Genomic DNA, 22,147 nt, shown 5'->3' with positions numbered 1-22,147 from the left:
GGAGGTGATTAGGTATGCATAATCGACTCATTGCAATCATTGGCGCAGGGGTGATGGGATGCGCCACAGCACTGGATGTCGCGAGGGCTGGTTATCGTGTAATTTTGCAGGATATTTCGGCGTCGGTCATCGAACACGCCCCTGATGTTATACGTCGTGAATATCGTTCAGCTTGCTTTCTGAAGCAAGGGTACGGTCAGGTGCCCCTGGATCAGATCATGGAACGAATCTCGTTCCAGACACAAGATGAAGGGGTGGAAGAGGCAAGTATCATTATTGAAAATGTAACCGAAAACCTGGAGTTGAAAAAGGAAGTTTACGCACGACTATACCACAAGGTTCGTCCGGATGCTTTATTTGCGCTAAATACAAGCTGTATTTCCGTGACAAAGCTCGCTTCATTTTTGCCTGACCCAGGTCGAGTCATTGGGGTGCATCTGATGAATCCGGTTCCCGTTAAATCCATGGTGGAGGTGATCAAAGGACATCATACAACACAGGGTACGGAACATGAGATGGTAGCGTTTTTGGAAACTCTTGATAAAAGTCCAGTTGTCATAGAGGATCTGCCCGGGTTTGTCTCTAATCGCCTCTCGCACTTGTTAATGAATGAAGCGGCGTACATTGTACAGGATGGAATCGCTACACCCGAGCAGGTGGACGCCATTATGAAGAAGGGCTTCAATTATCAGATGGGGCCGCTGGAGACGGCGGATCTGATTGGTCTGGATACGGTCGTGCATTCATTGAAAGTATTGTACGACAGCTATCAGGACCCCAAATTCCGATGCTGTCCGATGTTGCAGAAAATGGTTGATGCAGGACAGTGGGGGCGGAAGACGGGTCAAGGATTCTATGCCTACTAATGATGAAGGGTGGCATGACCATGGAAAAGCTCAAGGATATCAAGTGTATCGTTTGGGATCTGGACCACACCATATGGGATGGAGTTTTGCTTGAATCTGCAGATGTGCAACTGAAGCCGGGCTTAAAGGAGGTGATTGAAAAACTGGACCAGCGAGGTATTTTGCATTCTGTTGCCAGTAAAAATGATGCAGAGTTGGCTTGGGCGAAACTAAACGAACTGGGCATCGCCGAATATTTTCTGTATCCCGAGATCCATTGGGATGCAAAATCCGTCTCTGTTCAGCGGATTCAGCAGAACATTAATATCGGCATGGATGCCATTCTGTTTGTGGATGATCAACCTTTTGAACTGGAAGAAGTGCAAAGTGTACATGCTGACATCCAGGTACTTCATGCGGATCAATATGAAGCCATGCTTGATGACCCAAGGCTGATGCCCCGATTCATTACAGCCGACTCTGCGTGCAGAAGGCAGATGTACCAGGCGGATACACTCCGTAAACAGGCTGAGGAACAGTATGAAGGACCTTCGGAACAATTTCTGGCTACGCTTGGCATGAAATTTTCCATCTACGAGGCTACTGAGGATGATCTTCAACGTGCAGAGGAACTTACCGTCCGCACCAATCAGCTAAATGCAACGGGAATTACCTACAGTTACGAGGAGCTGCATCAACTGATGACCTCGCAGGACCATATGTTATTGGTGTGTGAACTCGAAGACAAATACGGAACGTATGGCAAAATTGGGCTTGCACTTATTCACATGCAGCAGAAAGTATGGCGGCTAAACATGCTTCTGATGTCATGCAGAGTGATGTCCAGGGGAGCAGGGAGTGTACTGCTAACGTATATCATGCGTGAAGCTCAGAAGCAGGGCAAACAGATGCTTGCGGACTTCAGGGATACCGGAAGGAACCGAATGATGAATATCAGCTATCGCTTTGCCGGTTTCAAGCAGCAATCTGCAGATCAGGAAGGAAGAGTACTGTTTCATCATGATTTACAGCAGGCTGTAGAGTTTCCAGACTACATTGAGGTTTTAGTGCCCGAGGGGCAACATCAATAACAAGGGGGAAGGGCAGTGGATTATCGTCAGGAAATTCGGGAGTTTATCGGGAACAACCTCACCATGGATCATGAGGACACTCAAATTAATGATAATGACAATTATTTTGAGCAGCGGTTCGTCAATTCGCTCTTTGCGATGCGTTTGGTGGACTTTGTAGAGCGTAGATTCCAGATTGAGATAGCAAATGAAGATCTGGATTTGGCTAATTTCTGCACGATTAACCGTTTGCATGATCTTATTGAGAGAAAGTTGACTGAGAAGGAGGCGGCACTATGATTACAGCTAATCAGGCATCCATTCGTCCAGTCACAAGTCCGGCAACCAGCCCGTCCAACAAATATATGTATTTGTTTTTGGGAATTTCCTTTGGCACATGTTATGGAATCGCAAGTTTGTTCATGTTCTTTGCGGATTTTATTGTACCCATAACAGGTGAGTTAACCTTGATGCATCCACTTGCGATCGTTGCTCTGTATTCACCTTCCATTGCCGGATTAATTACATGTTATGTGATGGGCGGAACGGAAGCGTTAAAAGGAATGTTTATGAAGCTGGTTCCGCGCAGACAGGACCTGTTCTGGATACCGCTCATTATTGGAATTTCCATCATCTTTGCATCAACAATGCACTTTGGTTCCTTGTTATTCGGCATACCGGTCCCTGAACTGACATATAGTGTACCTGAAATGATCTGGTTGGGGATTGTGAATCTGATCAAGGAGACGGGGCTGATTGGTGGGCTGTTTGGCTGGATCGGATTTTTGCTTCCATTCTTGCAAGGGAAGTTAAAAAATAATATAACAAGTGGTCTGATTACCGGCCTGTTGTTCGGATTATGGGTGCTTCCGGGATACTTGATTTCCTCTTTTGGCACCTCAACCACTTACATATACTACGTTGTTCAGCTTATGGCATTTATCGTGTTCCAAAGTTATATTTTCAATGCAACCAAAGGTACACTTCTGTTTTATCTGCTTGCATTCTGGCTTGTAGCGACAGGAAGTCAAATTGATTTGTACTACTTTAATCCGCAAGTTCAAATTATGCAATTCTTCTTTTTTGCAATATCGGCTATTGTCATACATGTCATCTTCAAGCGTAAAAATGTGGATACTTCACTTCAGACATTCCCTGCATATGTTCTGGAAAGAAAGTAAGCCTGGTTATGGTGGTGGATAAGTGATGGAACCGATCTATTTGGAGCAACTACAAAAGGGGGCGGGAAACAGACAAATGGTCTGTTTTCCTTATCTCGGTGGCAACTCCAACAGTTTTCAGCCCCTAGTGCCGTACCTTCCTGACACGGAAATTTGGGCATTTACGCCCCCGGGTCATGGTCTGAACACCGAAACACCCCTGGAGCATATGCAGCAACTCGTAGAACTGTATACCAGCGAGCTGCTGGATGTTATACAGCCTGGCAGTCTGTTATTTGGACATAGTCTGGGAGGGATTACAGCCTACTTCGTTGCGCAACGCTTATGTCAGGAACGTCCAGATGTAGCTAAAACGCTACGGCTTGTGTTATCTGCCTGCAACACGCCTGACGAATGCGGGATGCAGAATTATGATCAGATGTCAGACGAAAATCTGATTGATCATCTGTTTTCCTATGAAGCTCTTCCGCAAGAACTGATACATGAAAAAGAATTATTGAATTATTTTCTGCCCGTCATCCGGGCGGATTTCAGGATGCTAGAATCTGCAGCAACGCTTGAATATGAGCCGCTCTCATTGCCGGTATTGTATCTGTGGGGAGAACGGGATCGTACCGTTACCCTTCAATCAGCGTTGAGATGGGGCCGATATTTTGGCACATCCATGAAGCTTCAAACCATCAAAGAGGGTGCTCATATGTTCATGATGCATCAACCTTCAACGGTGGCGCATTGTCTGACAAGCTTTATGACTCCAGATAAATAGGAACAACTTGTAGATGAGAGGAGCCATGTTCGTTTATGCTGCTACGAATGCTGAGAAATGATATAACGAGAAAAAAAGGGATTACGGCTGCGTTATTTATTTTTGTACTGCTGGCCGCCTTGCTGGTATCTTCGGGGTCACGAATGATTATGGAACTGACAAGTTCCATCCAATATCTGTTCTCTGAATCCAAAACACCACACTTTGTACAAATGCATGCCGGAGAAATCGATCAGGCCAAAGTAAACACGTGGGCTGAAGAAAATGCCATGGTCCAGCAACATCAGATTGTGGAAATGGTCAACATTGACGGCTCTAATCTGTTTCTCGGAGCAGAGTCCGAAAAGAACAGCGTTATGGATATTGACTTTGTTACACAGAATCAGGGTTTCGACTATTTGTTGAATCTGGACAGTGAGATTATTCAGGTGAACGATGGCGAGATCGCGGTTCCGGTATATTACATGCAGCAAAAAAAATTGAGCGTGGGCGACCAGGTTCGGATCGATAATGGTCAATTTGAGCGTTCTTACACCATCGTTGATTTTGTCCGTGATGCTCAGATGAATCCATCCGTTGTGCACTCCAAACGTTTTATTGTGAGTGCAGGGAATTTGCAGGAACTGAAGCAGAGCGTCGGAGAGATGGAGTATCTCATTGAATTCCGGTTGACGGATCCCGGACTGACGAGTGAATTTACCCAGGTTTACCAAAATGCCGGACTTCCCAACGCGGGTCCAGTTGTAACCTATGGGCTGTTCCAGGTATTGAATGCGATGACCGACGGAGTCATTGCAGCCGTTATTATTCTGGTCAGTCTTGTGCTGATTCTGATTGCGATGCTTTGCATCCGATTCACGATGCTTGCGACCATCGAAGAGGATTATCGTGAGATTAGTGTCATGAAAGCGATTGGAATCGCAGAGAAGGATATTAAGAGACTGTATCTGATGAAGTATGTATTTATGGCCGGATTTGCATCCGTGCTTGGTTACATTGCATCACTTGGCGTTAACAGACTATTTGTTTCCAACATCATGTTGTATATGGGAAAAGCACCTGCAACCCTGTTGCATTTCGCGATTCCGTTATTAGCCGCTGGAATAATATTTGCCATGGTTGTTCTGTTCTGTCGAACGGTACTGCGGCGTTTTCGTTCCATCTCCGCGGTGGATGCTCTCCGTACTGGGAGCCTGGGAGATACACAGATCATTCGAAACCGGCTTAGTTTGTCCCGCAATCGCTGGTCTTCCGTACCTGTCTTTCTTGGTCTGAAGGAAGTCATACAGCGAATCAAGATGTTCCGATTATTGTTATTTGTCTTTGTAGTCAGTTCATTTATCATGATTGTGCCGGTCAACTTCCTGAACACTTTGCAGGCGCCAAGTTTTATTTCTTATATGGGTGTTGGACAAAGTGATATTCGCATTGACTTGAGGCACACAGATGATGTGGAGCAGCGTTATGACAATCTGGTTGCCCAGATCCAAAATGATAAAGACATCAAAACGTATTCCCCATTGGTAACAAGCCAGTTCAAGATTAAAAATGCGGAAGGAAGTTACGACAATCTGAGTGTAGAAACTGGGGATTTCAGTATTTTCCCATTGTCTTATGTTAGCGGTAATGCGCCAACAACCGAGAATGAAATTGCTTTATCTGATGCAAACAGTAGCGAGCTGCGCCTGAAGACTGGTGAGCAACTTACCTTGCTGGTTAATGGCAAGGACCAGATGATGACGGTCAGCGGAATATACCAGGACGTTACGAATGGTGGCAAAACGGCGAAGGCCTTATTGCCCTACAACAAGGATAGTGTGTTGTGGTACGTGGTCAGTTTGGATCTGAATAATCGCGGGGACATGGCTACCAAAATTGCTGAATTTGAGGCGGCTTTCTCGCCAGCCAAAGTAACCGATCTTCAAGGTTATCTGGATCAGACGTTAGGCGGAACCATCCAACAATTGAAAATGGTGACGATGCTGGCCTTGGTCATCGGTGTCTTCATATCTATTTTAATTACAGCACTGTTCCTTCAGATGTTAGTAGCCAAGGACAACAACGACATTGCTGTACTAAGAAGCCTTGGGTTTGCCTTGTCTAAAATCAAGTTCAAGTATGTCGTGATGTCACTTGTCATATTAATCTTAGGGGTTGTTACTGGAACGATATTGTCCAATACGTTGGGTCCGTTGCTGGTTAGTGCCATTATGTCGACGTTTGGTGCTTCCAATATTGTCTTTGTTGTTAACCCGTTACAGGCATATATTTTGTGTCCATTGTTACTTGCAGGCACGATTGTACTGACAGCATGGATTAGTATCCAATCGATCAAGGAAACGAGCATATCCAAAATGATTGTCGAATAGGGAGGATCAACGATGACAACTATACTTGAGGCTAAAGACGTGAATAAATCCGTAGCGATCGGCGAGAATGAAGAACATAACATCTTGAAAGATATCAACCTTCAATTAAAAAAGGGAGAATTTGTTTCCATCATGGGGCCATCTGGCTCAGGCAAGTCTACCTTACTGTACAACATAAGTGGTATGGATCAGATTAGTGCTGGAAGTGTCTATTTTAATGGCAAAAAAATATCGGCATTTGAGGAGAGGGATCTGGCAAGTCTACGTTTGACCAAGATGGGATTCATCTTTCAAAATATTCATCTGCTCAAGAATCTGAATCTATTAGACAATATCGTACTTTCCGCGTATCTGGCCAAGAATAGCAGCAGAGAAACGATTAATACACGGGCAATGTCATTAATGAAAAAAATGGGGATTGATGAGCTTGCTGGGCATAACATCACCCAAGCCTCAGGCGGACAGCTTCAACGGATTGCCATCTGCCGTGCGCTGATCAATAATCCAGATATTTTATTCGGCGATGAACCAACGGGGGCGCTGAATTCCAAATCAACGTATGAAATCATGGATATTCTGGGCGATATTAATGCAACGGGTACAACCATTCTGCTGGTGACCCATGATGTGAAAGTCGCTGCCAGATCGGAACGTGTACTGTTTATGATGGACGGTAAGCTGGTTGCAGACAGAAATATTGGAAAATATGCAAGAGAGCGTCAGGATCTGAAAACAAGGGAAAGCCATTTGGCGCAATGGTTGACTGAAATGGGGTTCTAAAAAAAGAACTCCATGACTACAATAGACCGACAGTCGGTCGAACGTATCGGAGGCCAAGATATGAGACTGATAAAAAACCCGGAAGAACGCAGGAATGAGATTTTGGATGCGGCCGAGATTCTGTTTGTAACAAAGGGATATACCAAAGCTACGGTTATGGATATCCTTCAGGCGTGCAACATTGCCAAGGGTACATTTTATTATTATTTTCAGTCCAAGGAAGAGGTTATGAACGCCATCGTCATGCGTTTTATTCTGAGCGGGGAGGCATCGGCCAGGCACGTGGTGTCCGACCCCAAACTGAACGCCCATGACAAAATTTTTCGCATCATGATGGCGCAGAATCAGCCTGACGGAAGAAAACATGATCTCATCGAGCAATTGCACAGTGTTCATAATGTGGAGATGCACCAAAAGAGTCTTGTAGAGACGGTAATTCGATTAAGTCCCATCTTGGCCGAGGTGGTAGAGCAGGGCATTCAGGAGGGGGTATTTCATACACCTAACCCAAAGGAATCCATCGAATTCTTGCTCGTATCGTCACAATTTTTGCTGGATCGAGGCATCTTTCAATGGGAGGAGGAAGAACTCCAAAAAAAGGTTGAAGCATTCACACATATTATGGAACGTGTGCTGGGAGCAGAACAAGGAAGCTTCGCCTACGTCACTCGTCTCTATTTTCCGAATCAAGGTTAGCCGAGAAAGGAGTATCATCCATGGAACATACCGTTCAAAAATCATTTAAAAAGTTTCTGGTCGTATGGTTTGGTCAGCTCATCTCCATGATTGGGATTGGACTTACAGCCTTCTCCCTGGGGGTGTATGCCTTCGAAAAAACGAATACAGCAACAAGTGTTGCATTGATTACCTTATTCACGTTTCTGCCGAATATCCTGCTTCGACCTATTGGAGGTGTACTGGCAGACCGATTCGACCGTCGAACGATGATGATTATCGGCGACCTGGGGTCGGCAGCCGGTTTGATTTTCATTCTGTCCATTATGCTCACAGGTGATATCCAATTATGGCATATCTATGTGGGAGTGGCCTTTAGTTCCGTGTTTTCCGCGTTGCAGAGCCCGGCATATAAGGCCTCTGCTACGGACCTGCTGGATAAGGATCAATTCTCAAAAGGCAGCGGTCTTGTACAACTGGCTGAATCCTCGAAGTTTCTGTTTTCACCCATCATTGCGGGCATTCTGCTTAGTATAACAACCATTGAAGTCATTCTGGTCATTAATATTCTGACATTCCTGGTTGCCATTCTGGCTGTGCTGGTTATTCGGAAGAGCATGAAGGTGGAGCGAGAGGATCGAGAAGGAAAAAACTGGATCACCGATATTCAAGAGGGCTGGAGAGAAGTTGTAACCAACAAGGGAGTACTGTTGCTGGTGGTGATTATTTCACTTGTCACCTTTTATCTGGGATTCCTGGAGACACTCATTGGTCCGATGCTTCTGTCATTCACGGATGCAAAGACACTTGGAACGTTTCAGTCTGTTAGTGCCATCGGCATGCTGATTAGCAGCTTGTGCATCGGCATATTTACAATAACAAAGAGATACGCAAGTGTGCTTGTGATGGGTCTGATTTTGTGCGGTTTGTCCTTTTCACTTCTGGGCATATCCACCAACATTTATTTTATTATCTTCGCAGGTTTTCTGTTCCTGTCATCACTGCCGTTTGTCAATATGAGCGCAGATGTACTGGTGCGAAACAATATCGCCAACGATAAGCAGGGCAGGGTATGGGGAATCATTGGTATTCTGTCACAACTCGGGTTTATTATCGCGTACAGTTTGGCTGGTTTTCTGGCCGACCATGTGTTTAATCCGTTACTGATGGAGGGGGGAGCACTGGCTTCGTCTGTTGGTCAAATTATTGGAACTGGGCCAGGCAGAGGTATTGCCTTTCTGTTTATCATCGCGGGTCTGTTTGTTATTCTGATCGCAATAATCACATCCCGGTTGAAAATGATCAAATCTCTGGAGCAGAGCCCAGATATAGCGGCTCCATCCGATGTTGGCGGGTTGGCGCACGATTAATTCGAATCCAACAGCGTAAGCCCTTGTCCGCAGCAGCGTGTGATACTTCTTCTGTACGAAGAAGTTATTCACACGATGAGCAGACAAGGGCTTTTTTGTGCTGAGGAGTCAGAAGATGTACTTAGACAAGAGTGTTTGTGTATTTGGATTGTCGGTGGAGCTTACCCTTTAACCGCCCCTGAAGTTAGTCCTCCTACAATATACTTTTGCCCAATGAGGAACACAATCAACACAGGCAATGACGTGAGCACGATATCGGCACTGACCAGATTCCACTGGGCACTGAATTGTCCAAAGAAGTTATATACAGCCAGCGTCATCGGCCACATCTCCACTGTATTCAGCATATAGAGTGGGGCAGTAAACTCATTCCAGACACTCAGGAAATTAAGAACAAATACCGTTACCAGCACCGAGGTTAACAAAGGTACAATGATTCGCAGGAACAGCTTGATCCCATTACATCCGTCCATGATCGCGGCTTCATCCAGCTCCTTCGGGATGTTAGACACAAACGCATACGTAATGAACAGCGATATCGGAATCCCCATGGCGGTGTAGAGCAAAATCATGCCGACATGTGAATTGATCATACCCATGGACTTCATCACTTCCATCAGCGGAATGTAGTTGAGCGGCAGTGTGATACCAAGAATCAGGAAAAAGTACAGAAACTTGCTGAGCTTCGAATGGTTGCGGGATAACGTGAAGGCCGAGAAGGCTACAACAAACACCAGTAGCAGAGAAGAAGCCCCGGAATGCAGCAGACTGTTGAAAAAAGAACCTCCTAAATGTCCCTGTTCATAGACAATTTTGTAATTTTCGAAAATAAACTTCTCGGGCAACGTCAGTTTAAGCACTTTGGCCTCGGCGTCCGACTTGAATGAATTCAGTACAATGACGACAAAAGGAATCAGGACCACCAGGCTAAGCAGCCAGGCGAGTACATTTAACCCGATCGAAGCCAATCTTTTTCTCAATCGCATGTCAGTATTCCACCTTTCGGTTCATCAAACGAATGATGAAAAAGGAGATGATTGCCATGATGACAAACAGGATGGTGGATAGTGCACTTCCGAGTCCCCAATATCCTTTGGCAAAAGAGGAATAGACCGCCGTGTTAATGACATCTGTTGCGTTACCGGGGCCACCATTGGTTAACACGTATACGGCATCGAATACTCTCAGCCCATACGTAATATTAAGCACCGTGGCGATGGTAATGGTAGGCATCAGCATGGGAATGGTGATCCGGAACAGCTTCTGCCCAAAGCCGGCGCCATCAATGGATGCTGCTTCGTAATAATCGCGGGGTATGGCGAGCAGTCCGGCGATGAACAGCACCATGATGTACCCCATGCCTTTCCACGTGTCCACTGCCATGATGGATGGCATGGCCCAAGTCAGGGAGCCCAGCCAGTTCTGGGCGAGAACGTCTAGTCCCATAGAACGTAGGGTTACGTTAACGAACCCGTTGTTGGGGTCGAGCAGACTTTTGAACACAAGTCCAACAATCAGGAATGATAGCACCTGTGGGGAGAAGATGATCATTCGGTGCAGATTCGCGGCTTTTACACCGCTGACCAGGAGTAGAGCGAGAAATAAGCCCAGAACCGTCTTGGCGATGGATGTAACCAGGGTGAAGAGGACTGTGTTTTTGATAAAAAGCAGATAGGTCGGATCACCCGCCAGAATAGTGCGGAAATGCTCCAGACCGATAAAGTTCTTCTCCGAACTATAACTGTTCCAGTCAGTGAAGGAATAATAGATGCCCAGCAGGGCGGGAGCAACGATGAACAGCAGATATAACACAATTGCTCCAGATGAGAAATACCAGGGATAGATTTTGTTTGCATTCATAATCCGTAACACCTTTCCTTCCTGCCAAAATACACAAGCGGGCAAATGCCCGCTGCATGTAACGCTGTTCAGCGTTTATGTTTATCTGTGATTTGCGCTGTTACTGCCACTTCTCATCTTTCAGCACTTTGGCTTGTTCAGCACGACGTTTATCAATATTTTGCAGAATCTGATCCGGTGTCATGGCTCCGGCGAACATACCTGATAAGTCCTTGCCAATATCCATCCATTGTGGATCAATGTATTTCACAGCGGCCTGCATAACCGTACCTTTTTCATGATCTTTCTCATAGTCGATGTAGTCCTGTGTCAGCTTTGGTTCGATTTCCGGCCAGCAGATCGTCAGGTTGCCTTCACCTTCATCGAACACACGTTGCAGATGATCATGCTCGGTAATCCAGCGGAAGAATTTCAGCACTTCTTCGGGATGTTTACTGTTTTTGTTACCAAACATAGCAGCCGATCCGCCCGGGTTCACTCCAATCGTCTGATTGTCACCCCATGGCATGACGAAGAATCCCATATTGTCTTCCATTTCCGGATACGCTTCGGACACTTCCTTTTCCGTACCTGGCACCCGCAGCAGCATAGCCGCTTTCTCCTGACCAAACGCTTCAATTCCCGCTTCTACCGTATTAGACAAGAAGTCTTTGCCGAAATAACCGAGATCCGCAAATTCCTTCAATTGTTCAATGACCGTCTTGAGTTGCGTCATATCTGCGACTTTCATCTCATTGTTGTTTAATTTCTCGTAGGTTCCCGCTGTTGTTTGCTCATAGTTAGGCCCTGTTTCGAACAAAGGCAGAACCTGATACCACCCGCTGGCAGGTGCTTGATAGAACGGAATGATGTCTTTATCCTTAATTTTCTGGCTGATCGCCTTGAATTCGGCATAGGATGTAGGAGGCTCTATGCCGAGCTCTTGGAAGATACGTTTGTTATAGTACACATACCAGATTTTCGTTGGCGCAAAAGAAACCCCGTACACCTTGTCATTGTGACTGACGGTTGGCAAAATCTCTTCAGACATCCGACCTGTGAATTCCTCATTGGTCAGATCAATGGCATTTTCCTCCGGTCTTACGTTAGCCGGCATGCTCAGTGGGTCCACATCGACATTGAAAATGTCAGGTGCTTCGCCAGAGGCCAATTTCACCTTGATCAGGTCCCGCCACTGTGCGTCAGGGACGACCTGGAAGTCAATTTTGACACCCGTCTCCTGCTCATATTCCTTGGCCATCGTCTGCATGATGCCTGTACGCGGAATACCGGATTGACTTGTTCCAAACGTGAGAGTCACCTTACCCGAACCTTCCGTACTTTTACCTGAGTTGCACCCGGCAAGCAGCAGAGTGGAGAGCAGGAGCACACTTGCAAGCGAAAATAGAAATCGTTTTCTCATCATTGAACCTCCCGGAATATAAAGAAAATTGTCACTTGCTGAAACGCTTAATGTAAGCGTATTCTTATGTGGATAACTTTACTGTGAACAAGGGATGTGCTCAATAGACAAAAGCGTTCTGTTGGGTGGACATTTTCGAATGGTGTGACAGATATCATCATAGGACGAGGTGTGTGAGGATTGCGATATCGATTTGGAACGCTTCAGCAAAGTCTGTTTGCCTATTACTCTGCGGTATTTATTATCTTTTCGCTGATTGTGGCGGGGCTTCTGTATGTTTTTCTCGCAAGTGACATTCGTCAGCGAAGTGAAGAACAGCAGAGACAACTGGGGGTATCAATCGTCGGTAACCTGGATCAGGAAGTGGTGAAAATGAACAACTTTTCCATGAATATCGTGTACTCCAATCTGGTCAAAGAACACTTCAGTCACTACTTGGCACCAGCGGAAGACAGTGAGCAGACAATGACAAGTGATCCGGCATTGTATAAGGATACAACCACACTAATTGACGTCATTCTCGCGATCATCAGCAGCTCCAATACAGCCAAACAGGCCAATATCTATGATGTGAATGGCAAGATGTTGGGAGCGGGTGCATTCAACGGTCAACTGTCGGTAGACCTGACTCAGCGACCGTGGTACAAGGAAACCTGGGAGCGGAGTGGCTGGCGAGTGATCCAATTGTTAGAGGGCGGAGCTTTGCCCATGCCGACCGGCGAGGGGAAATCGGATCAACCTTACATTTCGCTTACCCGTGTATACAAAGATGGCAACTATGTCAGCCAGGGCGTCGTTGAGATTTTGCAGGATGCCGGAACCCTGTTTCAGCATTTGAATGAATTGCAGACAAATAACGACGATCTTCGGATCTATGTAGTGGATGAACAAAATACAAGGTTGTTTCCACTTTCTTCGGATGCCGATGCTTCTCAAGTAGGCCATTTTGATGATGTGGACTTGATTCAAAATCTTTCATTTCCGCCTGATACGATGCAGGAGATTACCGATCCTTTGAGTCAGTCTAAACAAATGATGACGTACATGACGTCACAGGAGACGGGATGGACCGTTATTGTCATGCAGTCCAAACAGTCCCTTTTCGCGAGTCTCAACCGGATGGCTGTGATGTTTATCGGTGCCACGTTAGCTACTCTCATGCTGATTCTGGTTCTCTCGTATCTGATCTCCAAACGGGTTACATTGCCGCTACATCGCTTGCAGCGCATTATCCAGAAGACGGGTGAGAACGATCTGATATCAGGTCAGGATTCGGCGCATTTGTTCAAGCTGGAGCATCCCGGTTCTATCCGGGAGATGGATGAGCTGAATGATACGTTTATCCGGCTGAATCAACAGCTTGTGCAATCTTTTCAGGACAGGCTGGCGATGAAATCTCAGGAGACAGAAGCGAGGTTACTGGCGCTGCAATCCCAGATGAACCCGCATTTTCTCTATAACAACATCACAAATATTAGCATCATGGCGGAAGAAGGCATGAATGAGCAGATTGTCGCGTTCTGTGGTCATATTGCGTCCATGCTCCGTTATATCTCTACTCCGGGAAAGAATGGGGTTCCCCTGTCTCAAGAACTGGATTATTGTGAGCGGTATCTGGAGTGTATGAAGATTAGGTTTGAGGATGATCTGCACTACGAGTTTCATATTCCGGAAGAGATGAAGTATATCCAGGTTCCGATGCTGATGGTACAACCACTACTCGAAAATGCCATGAAATATGGACTGGGTGATACCCCTCCATGGAAACTGAATATTACTGGAGATATGGATGCGGTACAGCAGACCTGGCAGATCCACGTGGAAGACAACGGACCTGGCATGGAACCCGAGGCACTTGCCAAGATCATGCATTACATCGAACAGTCACAGGAGTGGGAGCGTATGCCTGACCTCGAAATCAACGGCATGGGACTCAAGAATATATGGGTCCGATTGAAATTATGGTATGGCACGGCAGCCCACATGCAGATTACGAACAAGCCTTCCGGCGGTGTCCAGATTACCATAGGTGGTTCCATTCGAAAGGAGCATGACTGAACCCATGACAATCAAATATAGAACGATTATTGTGGAAGATGAAGCCCTGATTCGCCGTAATGTCTCACGCAAATTCAGGGAACTGGGCACCCGGTTCGAGGTGATCGGTGAGGCGAGGAACGGTCAGGAAGCGTTACAGCTGATCGAACATTCCGTACCTGATCTGGTTGTAACTGATATACAGATGCCGGTAATGAATGGATTGGAACTCGCCAAACATCTGTACTTTGCCTATCCGCATGTGAAAATTGTCATTCTGAGTGGTTATCATGAATTCGAATATGCACGGCAGGCGATCAGTTACAAGGTGGAGGATTATCTGCTCAAACCATTATCGGAAGAACAGCTTCGTACATTGCTGGATGCAATGGAATTGAAGCTTGGGAGTGCAGTGGATTCGCTTGCCCATGTCAGTGCCGTGCTGGATGAGCAGGTGAAGCCGGAGGATATCGCAGAGGCCGTTAAGTTGTATTTGAAGCAGAATTACATGCATGAGATTACACTCCAGGACATGGCGGGACAGATGCATTTTAGTGTGGACTATCTGGGGAAGTGTTTTAAGAAAGTAACGGGTGAGACTCCGCTAAAATATATGACAGGTCTGCGGATTAATGAAGCAAAACGCATGCTCGTCACGCACGAGAATATGGATATCAAGACCATTGGTGGAGCGGTAGGGTATAGTGATTCCCACTATTTCAGCCGGATCTTCAAAAACAAAACGGGCATGTACCCTAGCGAGTACCGACTGCAATTGCAGGAACGAAAAAAAGCCCTGTCCATGGATGATGAGAACCATGTTGACTTGAGCTGATTACTGGGCCAGAGCTTCTTCGGTTATTTTGCGAATATCAAACGGGGAGCGGATACCTTCTTCGATCATGTCGGGGAGAATCTGTTCCAGGAAATACTGCACACAGTGGAGGTCGATATTTTTGATTTTGACCAACGCATAACGGTACATAACGATAAATTCTTTCTCCGTATTGCCACGTTGGAGCTCAGCAAAGGCTTCATATACCTGATCCATCTTGTCTGCGACTTCGAGAATCAGTCCTTCAACCGATTGGTCTTTGCCCTCACGCAGCTGTCTGCGGAAAATAGGCTGGAACTCTTCAGGAATATTTTCATTAATAAAATGTTCAACCATGCCTTCTTCCACCTTTTGTAGCATCGAACGCAGCTCCAGTGAATAATGTTTGACGGGTGTTTTGATATCACCGATGAAGATTTCGCCATAATCATGACTGCTCGTAATTTCGTATAACTTCTTCCAATCGATGGTGGTTCCATGTTGCTCCTCAATATCTGCGAGCGTTTTGGCGTACTGTACGACTTTCCAGGAATGGGCGGATACGCTGTGTTCTTCGAATTTGAATTTGCCAGGTGTACGAATAATACGTTCAAGATCGTTTAGTGACCTGAAGTACGTGTGAATTCCCATATAAGCGTTCATCCTTTGCTGGTTGAGTATAAATGTGAGTATCCATCGACTATACGCCAGTTATGTCAACTGTGGATTAACGCGGATAGCGACGAAGGTAAAATGAAGTTTTAATTCTCTATAGAAGGACGAGAGGATGAAAGGGAAACGTACAAGAGAGTAGCAACTTATCGACAAACAATAAAAAGCCACGATGTGTGACTGAACGTGAGTTCGGCATCCATCGTGGCTTCAGTGTGTAGATGTTGTGCTCTAGCGCTACATAAGTGCAGTTGAATCAAGAATTATGCTTTTTTACGTACCGGAGAAGTATACCAATACGCCATTCCAACAAAGAGGGCACCGCCGATAATATTACCAAGCGTTACCGGAATCATGTTATGGAACCAGCCTGCCATCGTGATTGTATCCGGGTGGTTTGGCAGCAGCCAGGATAGAGACAGTAAAGTCATATTGGCAACACTGTGCTCATAACCACTTGCGATAAATGCGTACAGACACCACCAGATAAGAACAAGTTTGGCGATATCTTCTTTAGAGCGAGCTGCCATCCAGATCGCCAGACAGACGAGCCAGTTACAGAGAATGCCTCGGAAGAACAACTCAGACACAGGCGCCGCCATCTTTTTGGCAGAGACAACGAATAACAGATGTTCCGGCGTAGCCGTTTTGAACAGGCCGCTACCGACTATAAGTAGACTTAATAGAATTGCGCCGAGCAGGTTACCAACAAAGACGAGCCCCCAGTTCTTCAGCGTTTCGTTCACTGTGGTTCGGCCTGCCAGTGTACTCATGGTAAAGAACATATTGTTACCTGTAAACAGTTCTGATCCGGCAAAGATGACCAGCGTGAGAGCGAGTCCGAAGGACATGCCCATCAACATGGTTTGCAGTGGTGACTGTGCCGCAAGGAGCGGAGCACCAATACTGAAGATCAGAACGATGCCAAGCCCTACATAGGCACCAGCCATCAAGGCAGCAACCATATATCGTGACAGGCTTGCGTTCATTTGATCCCGTTTTTTAACCGCAGCTTCAATAATTCCCTCAACACTTGGTGTATACATCACGGTTTCCCCCATTATTTTGCATCAATCTTTGAACGTTTCAATGGAGCTATATTTCAATCCAGACCTGGCCGTTCTCTACCTTCACCGGATACATCTGTACTTGACCGTTGTCCGGTGCTTGCACAAGACCGGTAGTCAGGTCGATTTTCCAATCATACAGCGGATCGTACAGATAATGCCCGGACACGATGCCTTCAGCCAGCGGCCCACCCTTAGGGTGGGGGGTGTGATTATCCGCAGCGAAGATGGTACCATCCGATGCACGAAAGACAGCAAGCTGATGATCATTAATCTCAACTACTCTTCCGATTCGTGGCAGGAATTCTTCAACTACTCCGGCGGGGAAGTAGATGCCTGATTGTTTTGTCGTCATCTTAAACCACTCCTTATCTATTTAACATTCTCCAGTATTAATCCTGCAAGCTTGCATATGGACGAGCCGATACTTCGATTCCATGGAACATTTTGCTTTGGCCTTCCTCATTGCGAATCGCTTTTTGCCAAGGTTCTTCAACATGCTCAAGTGCAAATTCAATCCGCTGCATCAACGCTTTACGTTCCTCCAGGTTATCCACGACAACCGAACGAATATGCTCCAGACCCATGCGTTCCACCCACTCGGAAGTCCGTTCCAGATAGTTCCCTGTCTCGCGGTAATATTGCATGATGGCTCCGCACAGTTCAATCAACTCTTCATCTGTTTTCACTTTGCATAAGGAATCAGCCAGTCTAGCTTTAATACCGCCGTTACCACCTATGAAGATTTCCCAGCCTCCGTCGTTACCAACGATACCGATATCTTTGGTACATGCCTCTGCACAGTTTCGTGGACAGCCGTTGACGGCATATTTAAACTTGGCTGGCAGATCCAGACGTTCGAATTTACGTTCGATGCGAGCGCCCATGGCCATGGAATCCTGTGTACCGAATCGGCAGAATTGGGAGCCGACACATGTTTTGACCGTACGCAACGATTTGGCGTATGCATAACCTGAAGGCATATCCAGTTCTGCCCAGACTTTAGTCAGATCTTCTTTTTTGACACCAATCAAGTCGAGACGCTGACCGCCAGTCACTTTGACTGCTTTCACATCATATTTGACCGAAACGTCAGCGATGCGTTTGAGGTCTGCCGGTGTAGTTACACCGCCATACATCCGAGGTACAACCGTATACGTTCCGTCTTTTTGAATATTCGCGTTCATACGTTCGTTAACAAAACGGGATTCTTTCTCATCTTCGTGTGTGTCTGGTGCAATCATGCCAAGGTAATAGTTGATCGCCGGACGACATTTGGAACAACCTTCTGGCTGACTCCAACCCAGTACATTCATGACCTCTTTGGTCGTTTGTAATCCTTTTTCGCGAATCTCGGCTACGATTTCATCTCGACCCATGGAAGTACATCCGCAGATGCCCTGTTTGGTTCCAGTACTGAAACTGTCTCCAAGTACATATTGCAGAATCTGTTCCACAACCGGTTTACACCCACCGCAAGAGCGTGTTGCACCGGTACAGGCTTTGATTTCATCAACAGTGGTAAGGCCCTGGTTTGTAATTACATCAACAATGGCTCCTTTGGTTACCCCGTTACATCCACAGACGATTTCGTCCTCGGGCATCGTTTCAACAGAGGTTGCTTTCTTATGACCGCCGCAGCCTGTACCCATGAGTGAACCGTACAATTCCTCGGTCATTTCGGTTTGATTTTTAATCAGTTTCTGCAATTCGGCAGAATCCGTAATGTCACCGAAGAGAACAGCGCCGACCATTTTATTATCACGAAGCAGAATTTTTTTGTAGGTCCGTTTCCAGTCATCTTTGTGCGAAATGACGGTGTGCTCTGGGCTGTCGATGAATTCACCAGTTGAAAAGACATCTACACCTGAAATTTTCAATTTCGTGGATACTACAGAACCTTCATACGGAGCCGTTTCGACACCGCAGATATGTTTCGCCAGAATCATACCTTGTTCAAACAATGGGGCAACGAGGCCGTAACATACCCCGCGGTGCTCTGTACATTCCCCGACCGAGTACACATTCTCAAGTGAAGTCTGCATATAGTCATTCACGACAATACCCCGGTTCACTTCCATACCGCTTTCGCGGGCTACAGCCGTATTGGGTTTAATGCCTACAGCCATGACCACAAAATCAACATTCAGAACCGTATCATCTGCAAAACGTATCCCTTCAACGCGTTCGCCGCCCAGCAGTTCGGAAGTCTGCGCACCCATCTTGAACCGGATACCCTGACGTTCGAGTTCTGCCTTCAACATGGCTGAAGCTTGTGGATCAAGCTGACGCTCCATCAGATCTTCCATCAGATGCACTACAGTAACTTCCATGCCAAGTTGTACCAATCCTTTGGCAGCTTCAAGGCCTAGCAGTCCGCCCCCGATAACGGCTGCTCTTTTATACTGTTTGGCAGCATCCAACATGACATTGCAATCGGCGATATCGCGGAAACCGACAACACCCTCTTTGTCATGTCCCGGGACGGGGAGAATGAAGGAGTTGGAGCCAGTCGCAATGATAATTTTGTCATAAGGAACGCGAGTTCCATCTTCAGTCACAACTTCGTGTGTCTCGGCATCGATTCGTGTAACCGTTGTGCCTGTGTGCAGCGTAATGCCGTAATCTTCATACCAGTGAAGGTCGTTCAGCACGATATCGTCCAGTGTTTTGCTTCCTTCCAGTACATAAGACAACATAATGCGGTTGTAGTTAGGATAGGGCTCTGTGCCAAAAACGGTAATATCAAATCGCGTAGTTAATTTTAAAATTTGCTCAACGGTACTGATTCCTGCCATTCCGTTACCAATGATAATGAGGTTCTCTTTTTTTCCGTTCATGTGTGTATGCCTCCTTGAATAGACGCTGTACATTACTCAAAATTTTAGTGGTTTATATTTGAAATTATACAAGTAGTTGACGACAGTTTATGTGATTTAATTCACTAATAAAGATAGAAGAGTCAACTATTCGTTGGTGTGATCCCGGTCACAGATTTTTATATATATTTCCAGAGCGACATATATACATATCCAAATGGATATTATACAGGCTGATTAATCAAGGCATATACTACGAGGCATAACGACGCGTCGATATGATCTTTTCAAAATTTGGTATTTTTTTTGCTAATACGAAACACACTACTAGGGCTTAATGAAGTTTCAGAAGTGAAGATGGGGACGTAAATTCTCATTGTGTTGACATGGCTGAAAGGAGATCACCTATGGGTGTAAAAAGAATGGACGATACCTCACCGGCTGCAACCCAGCCGGAGATTATTAAAGCGGTTGCAGTAACTGCTGTGATGATGCAGCTGATCCTGTCGGTTCTCTTAAAGCAGTTTCCCGATGTATCTCACAGAATAGAGATTGGCATGTTGTACAATCTGGCGAAGTTCTCGGCACCTGCCTTTATTTTTGCCATTTTGTATGATGTGGCACAGCTGCGAGACGTAAAGTATGGACACTATGTATGGCATAAAGCTAAAGAGATCATCGGGCCTTATCTCTTCTGGACTACCGTATATATATTAACGGTTAATGCAGGCGGATATGAGCAGGTGGGGGATGTTGTACAAGCCTTTCTGCTGGGAACGGCCGCCCCGCATTTGTGGTATACGGTCATGATGTTCCAATATCATTTGCTCATTCCGCTGGTGACTGCACTGGCTCTGCTCATGATTCGGAATCGAAAAAAAGCAGCTGTGGCATGGGTGGTATCCATCATCGTGTATGCCATTCTGATTTTGCTCTATGACCGATATGTTCTGCTGGATCTTCTGCATCCCGATCTGGTGTACACGGATCGAATCTTTGCCATGTATGGACTATTTGCATTGCTGGGAATGGGTACATCCATATATAAGGAAGCTTGCCTTGTCTGGTTGGACAAAATGAAGTGGGCGCTGCTGCCCATCGGTGTGCTGTTGTTTATTTGGGTGAACCGGGAACTATTTGCTTATGGATTTGAGGATATGAATTTGTTGAAGTCTTCGTATCTGAAACCGTCGATGGTGCTGTTTAACATGGCGCTCATCTTGCTCCTGTACGCTGGTGCAACGGGACTGATTCGTATGAATGTCCGATTTCTGCCTGCTTTTCGCTGGATTGCCAAATACGCCTTTCGGGCATATCTCGCCAGTTATTTTGCACTGAATCTGACGATCTGGATGATGGGCAGTTATGTGAAGGAGATGCCGCTCGCCATCAGCATCGTGTTTTTGCTGATCTGTACTGCGATTCTAGCATTCACGATGGTGTATTACATTGAAAAATTGTGCAAGGCAGTGATGCGACTTCTCAGACCGAGGAATCACCAGGGGCATTAGCCAGCGCCAGCTCATGGAAATAAGCGACCGTAAACTCGCGAAAAATCAGACAAGCTTTGGACAGGTAATGATCTTCCAACCAGGAAATCCCAATCGTTCGTTCGCATACAGGCTGTTCAATCCGAATCAATCGTACATGTTCACCCACAGATCCATCCCAGGACACCGCAGGAACGAGTGCAATACCAAGGCCAGCGCGAATGAGTCCGCGAACGGTTGCCGGATCATCACTTTCGAAAATACGCTTTGGATTGAACCCGGCAATTCGGCAAAGGCTGTCGGTTCGTTCACGAAGGTCGTTTCCTGTACGTAGCGTGACAAAGTGTTCCTCGGATGCATCTTCCAATCGGATGGATGTTCTCCCAGCCAGTTTGTGGTCAGCGGGTACAGCCAGGAACAGTTCCTCTGTAAGAAGAGGCAAGCTCTCCACTCGTGGAATCTGCAAGGGCAGCGAAGAGATGCAGAGATCAAATCGGGGAGGATCAGAAGGACCAAAATGCTGGATTAACGTAAATGTGATATCCGGGTATTGTTGTCTGAATCGGGATAACAGGGCGGGCACCACGTGAGAGCCTACAGGGAATGCAAGACGGATATCGCCTGCCTGACCAGATGACATATCCGCAAGTTCCCGTTTTCCATTTTCGAGTGCTTCAAGAGATTGCTCGGCATATTTCAGAAATACACGACCATAGTTGTTCAGCCGGATGAACTTTCCTGTTCGATCAAATAATTCGGTTCCCAATTCCTGTTCAAGCAGTTTCAACGTTTTGCTCAAGGCGGGCTGAGAGACATGCAGTTCTTCTGCCGCTCGTGTGATGTGCTCCAGCCTTGCGATTTTGCAGAAATAACGAAGTTGCAGTAAATCCATGCCAATCACCATCCATATCCATTTGGTTATGTATATAT

Annotated in this window: 20 protein-coding genes; 12 read left to right on the top strand and 8 right to left on the bottom strand. The window is 46.2% G+C overall.

The window, feature by feature from the left end:
• Window positions 1–14 precede the first annotated feature (14 nt).
• From J2Z28_RS01235 to J2Z28_RS01195, 9 genes are read left to right on the top strand one after another with little or no spacing between them, the layout of a single operon-like run.
• A complete protein-coding gene (locus J2Z28_RS01235; RefSeq protein WP_211080858.1) occupies window positions 15–866 on the top strand; it encodes a 3-hydroxyacyl-CoA dehydrogenase family protein in 852 nt (283 codons plus the stop codon).
• A 20-nt stretch (window positions 867–886) separates the two neighbouring features.
• Complete coding sequence (locus J2Z28_RS01230; RefSeq protein ID WP_211080857.1) at window positions 887–1,936, top strand: HAD-IIIC family phosphatase; 1,050 nt, start codon at window positions 887–889, stop codon at window positions 1,934–1,936.
• Window positions 1,937–1,951: 15 nt separating this feature from the next.
• Window positions 1,952–2,215, top strand: a complete 264-nt coding sequence (locus J2Z28_RS01225; protein WP_017687156.1) for an acyl carrier protein — start codon at window positions 1,952–1,954, stop codon at window positions 2,213–2,215.
• Window positions 2,212–3,096: a hypothetical protein gene (locus J2Z28_RS01220; protein WP_179086485.1), complete on the top strand. Its 885-nt coding sequence runs from the start codon at window positions 2,212–2,214 to the stop codon at window positions 3,094–3,096. Before J2Z28_RS01225 ends, J2Z28_RS01220 begins: the two co-directional genes overlap by 4 nt.
• Window positions 3,097–3,121: 25 nt before the next feature.
• Window positions 3,122–3,862 carry a thioesterase II family protein gene (locus J2Z28_RS01215; protein WP_211080856.1) on the top strand — a complete coding sequence of 247 codons (741 nt, stop codon included), beginning with the start codon at window positions 3,122–3,124 and terminating at the stop codon, window positions 3,860–3,862.
• Window positions 3,863–3,897: 35 nt separating this feature from the next.
• Window positions 3,898–6,231: an ABC transporter permease gene (locus J2Z28_RS01210; RefSeq protein WP_211080855.1), complete on the top strand. Its 2,334-nt coding sequence runs from the start codon at window positions 3,898–3,900 to the stop codon at window positions 6,229–6,231.
• Window positions 6,232–6,243: 12 nt separating this feature from the next.
• The gene (locus tag J2Z28_RS01205) at window positions 6,244–7,011 is read left to right on the top strand and encodes an ABC transporter ATP-binding protein (RefSeq protein WP_047843824.1); all 768 of its coding nucleotides are present in this window, start codon (window positions 6,244–6,246) and stop codon (window positions 7,009–7,011) included.
• A 60-nt stretch (window positions 7,012–7,071) separates the two neighbouring features.
• Window positions 7,072–7,707, top strand: a complete 636-nt coding sequence (locus J2Z28_RS01200) for a TetR/AcrR family transcriptional regulator (RefSeq protein ID WP_076214243.1) — start codon at window positions 7,072–7,074, stop codon at window positions 7,705–7,707.
• 20 nt (window positions 7,708–7,727) lie between these two features.
• Window positions 7,728–9,056 (top strand): MFS transporter, encoded by a 1,329-nt coding sequence (locus tag J2Z28_RS01195; protein ID WP_036615192.1) that lies wholly within the window; start codon window positions 7,728–7,730, stop codon window positions 9,054–9,056.
• Window positions 9,057–9,217: 161 nt separating this feature from the next.
• On the opposite strand, the gene J2Z28_RS01190 is transcribed toward J2Z28_RS01195, so the two are convergent.
• From J2Z28_RS01190 to J2Z28_RS01180, 3 genes are all read right to left on the bottom strand, one after another.
• Window positions 9,218–10,042 (bottom strand): carbohydrate ABC transporter permease, encoded by an 825-nt coding sequence (locus tag J2Z28_RS01190; RefSeq protein ID WP_017687163.1) that lies wholly within the window; start codon window positions 10,040–10,042, stop codon window positions 9,218–9,220.
• Between the two features lies 1 nt (window position 10,043).
• Window positions 10,044–10,916, bottom strand: coding sequence for a carbohydrate ABC transporter permease (locus J2Z28_RS01185; RefSeq protein ID WP_017687164.1), 873 nt, complete (start codon window positions 10,914–10,916; stop codon window positions 10,044–10,046).
• Window positions 10,917–11,016: 100 nt separating this feature from the next.
• Window positions 11,017–12,321, bottom strand: a complete 1,305-nt coding sequence (locus tag J2Z28_RS01180; RefSeq protein WP_244988029.1) for an ABC transporter substrate-binding protein — start codon at window positions 12,319–12,321, stop codon at window positions 11,017–11,019.
• Window positions 12,322–12,498: 177 nt separating this feature from the next.
• Here J2Z28_RS01180 and J2Z28_RS01175 point away from each other — a divergent pair, with 177 nt between their 5' ends.
• Window positions 12,499–14,376, top strand: coding sequence for a cache domain-containing sensor histidine kinase (locus tag J2Z28_RS01175; RefSeq protein ID WP_211080854.1), 1,878 nt, complete (start codon window positions 12,499–12,501; stop codon window positions 14,374–14,376).
• 4 nt (window positions 14,377–14,380) lie between these two features.
• A complete protein-coding gene (locus J2Z28_RS01170; protein WP_211080853.1) occupies window positions 14,381–15,190 on the top strand; it encodes a response regulator transcription factor in 810 nt (269 codons plus the stop codon).
• Here the strand turns inward: J2Z28_RS01170 and J2Z28_RS01165 are convergent, their stop codons facing one another.
• From J2Z28_RS01165 to nirB, 4 genes are all read right to left on the bottom strand, one after another.
• Window positions 15,191–15,820: a YfbR-like 5'-deoxynucleotidase gene (locus J2Z28_RS01165; protein ID WP_074095934.1), complete on the bottom strand. Its 630-nt coding sequence runs from the start codon at window positions 15,818–15,820 to the stop codon at window positions 15,191–15,193.
• Window positions 15,821–16,104: 284 nt separating this feature from the next.
• Window positions 16,105–16,887 carry a formate/nitrite transporter family protein gene (locus J2Z28_RS01160; protein ID WP_076318837.1) on the bottom strand — a complete coding sequence of 261 codons (783 nt, stop codon included), beginning with the start codon at window positions 16,885–16,887 and terminating at the stop codon, window positions 16,105–16,107.
• A gap of 49 nt (window positions 16,888–16,936) precedes the next feature.
• Window positions 16,937–17,263: a nitrite reductase small subunit NirD gene (gene nirD / locus J2Z28_RS01155; protein WP_211080852.1), complete on the bottom strand. Its 327-nt coding sequence runs from the start codon at window positions 17,261–17,263 to the stop codon at window positions 16,937–16,939.
• Between the two features lie 37 nt (window positions 17,264–17,300).
• Window positions 17,301–19,748 carry a nitrite reductase large subunit NirB gene (nirB, locus tag J2Z28_RS01150; RefSeq protein WP_211080851.1) on the bottom strand — a complete coding sequence of 816 codons (2,448 nt, stop codon included), beginning with the start codon at window positions 19,746–19,748 and terminating at the stop codon, window positions 17,301–17,303.
• 386 nt (window positions 19,749–20,134) lie between these two features.
• Here nirB and J2Z28_RS01145 point away from each other — a divergent pair, with 386 nt between their 5' ends.
• Window positions 20,135–21,238 (top strand): acyltransferase family protein, encoded by a 1,104-nt coding sequence (locus J2Z28_RS01145; protein ID WP_211080850.1) that lies wholly within the window; start codon window positions 20,135–20,137, stop codon window positions 21,236–21,238.
• On the opposite strand, the gene J2Z28_RS01140 is transcribed toward J2Z28_RS01145, so the two are convergent.
• A complete protein-coding gene (locus tag J2Z28_RS01140) occupies window positions 21,210–22,109 on the bottom strand; it encodes a LysR family transcriptional regulator (protein WP_211080849.1) in 900 nt (299 codons plus the stop codon). The genes J2Z28_RS01145 and J2Z28_RS01140 overlap by 29 nt on opposite strands.
• Window positions 22,110–22,147 lie beyond the last annotated feature (38 nt).

It is taken from the genome of Paenibacillus xylanexedens (assembly GCF_017874615.1).
Lineage (GTDB): Bacteria > Bacillota > Bacilli > Paenibacillales > Paenibacillaceae > Paenibacillus > Paenibacillus xylanexedens.
Note: the sequence above shows the minus strand (reverse complement) of the source record. Positions and strands in the feature narration are given on the sequence as shown.

Coding starts and splice junctions, on each gene's coding strand:
- J2Z28_RS01165 (WP_074095934.1), bottom strand. CDS start 15,820: ATGGGAATTCACACGTACTTCAGGTCACTAAACGATCTTGAACGTATT.
- J2Z28_RS01230 (WP_211080857.1), top strand. CDS start 887: ATGGAAAAGCTCAAGGATATCAAGTGTATCGTTTGGGATCTGGACCAC.
- J2Z28_RS01200 (WP_076214243.1), top strand. CDS start 7,072: ATGAGACTGATAAAAAACCCGGAAGAACGCAGGAATGAGATTTTGGAT.
- J2Z28_RS01185 (WP_017687164.1), bottom strand. CDS start 10,916: ATGAATGCAAACAAAATCTATCCCTGGTATTTCTCATCTGGAGCAATT.
- J2Z28_RS01180 (WP_244988029.1), bottom strand. CDS start 12,321: ATGATGAGAAAACGATTTCTATTTTCGCTTGCAAGTGTGCTCCTGCTC.
- nirB (WP_211080851.1), bottom strand. CDS start 19,748: ATGAACGGAAAAAAAGAGAACCTCATTATCATTGGTAACGGAATGGCA.
- J2Z28_RS01215 (WP_211080856.1), top strand. CDS start 3,122: ATGGAACCGATCTATTTGGAGCAACTACAAAAGGGGGCGGGAAACAGA.
- J2Z28_RS01160 (WP_076318837.1), bottom strand. CDS start 16,887: ATGTATACACCAAGTGTTGAGGGAATTATTGAAGCTGCGGTTAAAAAA.
- J2Z28_RS01210 (WP_211080855.1), top strand. CDS start 3,898: ATGCTGCTACGAATGCTGAGAAATGATATAACGAGAAAAAAAGGGATT.
- J2Z28_RS01195 (WP_036615192.1), top strand. CDS start 7,728: ATGGAACATACCGTTCAAAAATCATTTAAAAAGTTTCTGGTCGTATGG.
- J2Z28_RS01220 (WP_179086485.1), top strand. CDS start 2,212: ATGATTACAGCTAATCAGGCATCCATTCGTCCAGTCACAAGTCCGGCA.
- nirD (WP_211080852.1), bottom strand. CDS start 17,263: ATGACGACAAAACAATCAGGCATCTACTTCCCCGCCGGAGTAGTTGAA.
- J2Z28_RS01205 (WP_047843824.1), top strand. CDS start 6,244: ATGACAACTATACTTGAGGCTAAAGACGTGAATAAATCCGTAGCGATC.
- J2Z28_RS01140 (WP_211080849.1), bottom strand. CDS start 22,109: ATGGATTTACTGCAACTTCGTTATTTCTGCAAAATCGCAAGGCTGGAG.
- J2Z28_RS01190 (WP_017687163.1), bottom strand. CDS start 10,042: ATGCGATTGAGAAAAAGATTGGCTTCGATCGGGTTAAATGTACTCGCC.
- J2Z28_RS01145 (WP_211080850.1), top strand. CDS start 20,135: ATGGGTGTAAAAAGAATGGACGATACCTCACCGGCTGCAACCCAGCCG.
- J2Z28_RS01235 (WP_211080858.1), top strand. CDS start 15: ATGCATAATCGACTCATTGCAATCATTGGCGCAGGGGTGATGGGATGC.
- J2Z28_RS01170 (WP_211080853.1), top strand. CDS start 14,381: ATGACAATCAAATATAGAACGATTATTGTGGAAGATGAAGCCCTGATT.